Origin of the sequence: Thiohalophilus sp. (assembly GCF_031581315.1) — a bacterium.
GTDB lineage: Bacteria > Pseudomonadota > Gammaproteobacteria > UBA6429 > Thiohalophilaceae > Thiohalophilus.
The window spans coordinates 1-1663 of sequence record NZ_JAVLAZ010000184.1 but is presented as its reverse complement, the minus strand read 5'-3'; the positions used below and the strand labels follow the sequence as shown (position 1 = coordinate 1663).

General features: G+C 60.1%; 2 protein-coding genes. Both read right to left on the bottom strand.

Translation table 11 applies throughout. The annotated features are described in order from the left end of the window. A partial coding sequence (locus tag RI563_RS13400; protein WP_317622903.1) for a Dam family site-specific DNA-(adenine-N6)-methyltransferase occupies positions 1–506 on the bottom strand: 506 nt, incomplete at its 3' end. Positions 507–526: 20 nt separating this feature from the next. Continuing rightward, positions 527–1663: amino-acid N-acetyltransferase (argA, locus tag RI563_RS13395; protein WP_310694882.1), on the bottom strand; the 1137-nt coding region annotated here is incomplete at its 5' end.

The window sequence follows — 1663 nt, the reverse complement described above, 5'->3', positions numbered from 1 at the left end:
CGCTGTGCCCGGTGATGAAAGGCGAGCATCTCCTTTTGCGGAAAGTAGGGGCGCTTGTAACGGCCGAAGGGCACGTTGAAACCGCCGCTGGCGTTATAGCGGCACAGGCCGTTATAGCCGTGGCGGTTGAGATAGACAAACAGGGCGGCGCGCAAACGGGGTTCATCGCACTCATTGAATTGTTCGCGTAGCCGGTAATAGCGTTTTTCCTGATTGTTGCGCGCAATGAAATATTGACCGCAATAATCGATAAACTCGGTTCCTTCCTGTTTGAGCAGGTTGTACAGGCTGATCAGATCGGCATTGCGATCGCTGAGCAAATAGCGGTCGTAATCGCTGTTGAGAAACAGCGCAGCCGAGCCGGCGAATGGTTCCACCAGGCGCTCGCCCCCCGGCAGCATGGGCAGGATATGTTCCAGAATCCGGAACTTGTTGCCGGCCCACTTGAGAAACGGCCGCTGGGGGGCCGGCCGTGCTGATCGATCGGCTTTGCGCAGTGGATCCATGGCGGCAGAGCTGACAGCCATCAGTCCAGTTCCTTGATGAACACCTTGGACTGGCGCTGGTAGTTGTACAGCTGCCGGCGTTTGACCGGCAGACTCTTGATATCTCCTGACTTGAAGCCACGCTCGCGGAACCAGTGTGCCGTGCGGGTGGTCAGCACGAACAGTTGCCTGATACCGAGCTGACGGCAGGTTTTCTCCAGATACTGTAACAGGGCGTCCCCCCGGCCCTGGTTACGATAATCAGGATGCACCGCCAGACAGGCCAGTTCCCCCACCTGTTCGTCGATAAACGGGTAAAGGGCGGCGCAAGCGATGATCATGCCGTCGCGTTCGACAACAGTGAAATGATCGACCTCGGTCTCCAGTCGTTCGCGCGAGCGGCGTACCAGGACATCGTCCGCCTCAAGCGGTTTGATCAACTCCAGGATGCCGCCGATGTCGTCGATGGTGGCGCGGCGCAGATCCTCATACGGATCGTTACTGACCAGGGTGCCGCAACCGTCGCGGGTGAACAGTTCCAGCAACAGGGCGCCGTCGGTATGGCGATTGATGATGTGAGTGCGGTTGACGTCATGACGACAGGCGTGCGTGGCACTGCGCAGGGCCTGCTGTTGTTCGTTCGTCAGTTTGTTGCTCCCCGCCAGCAGGGCTTCGGCGTTGTCGGGGGTCAGTTCCCGTAACAACCGTTTGCGATTGTCGGTAATACCCTTGCCATCGATCAGCAGAATCAGTTTATCGGCCTGCAACTGACTGGCGGCGGCGGTGGCCACATCCTCGGCACTGAGATTGAAGACCTCGCCGGTGGGCGAATAGCCGATGGGCGAGAGCAGGACCAGATCGTTGTTCTCCAGATGCTGGCGAATAGCATCCCGATCGATCCGGCGCACTTCACCGGTGTGGCCATAATCCACGCCCTCACGCACGCCCAGCGGCTGGGCGGTGACAAAATTACCCGATACCAGCCGGATGCGCGCCCCGGCCATGGGCGAATTGGCCACTCCCATGGAGAGCAGCGCCTCGATATCGACCCGCACGCTGCCAGCGGCCTGCTTGACGCAATGCAGCGCCGTGGCGTCGGTCACCCGCAGACCGTTGACGTAGACCAGCTCGGCGTCCCGGGACTTGAGACAGGTTTCGATCTGCGGCCGGGTGCCGTG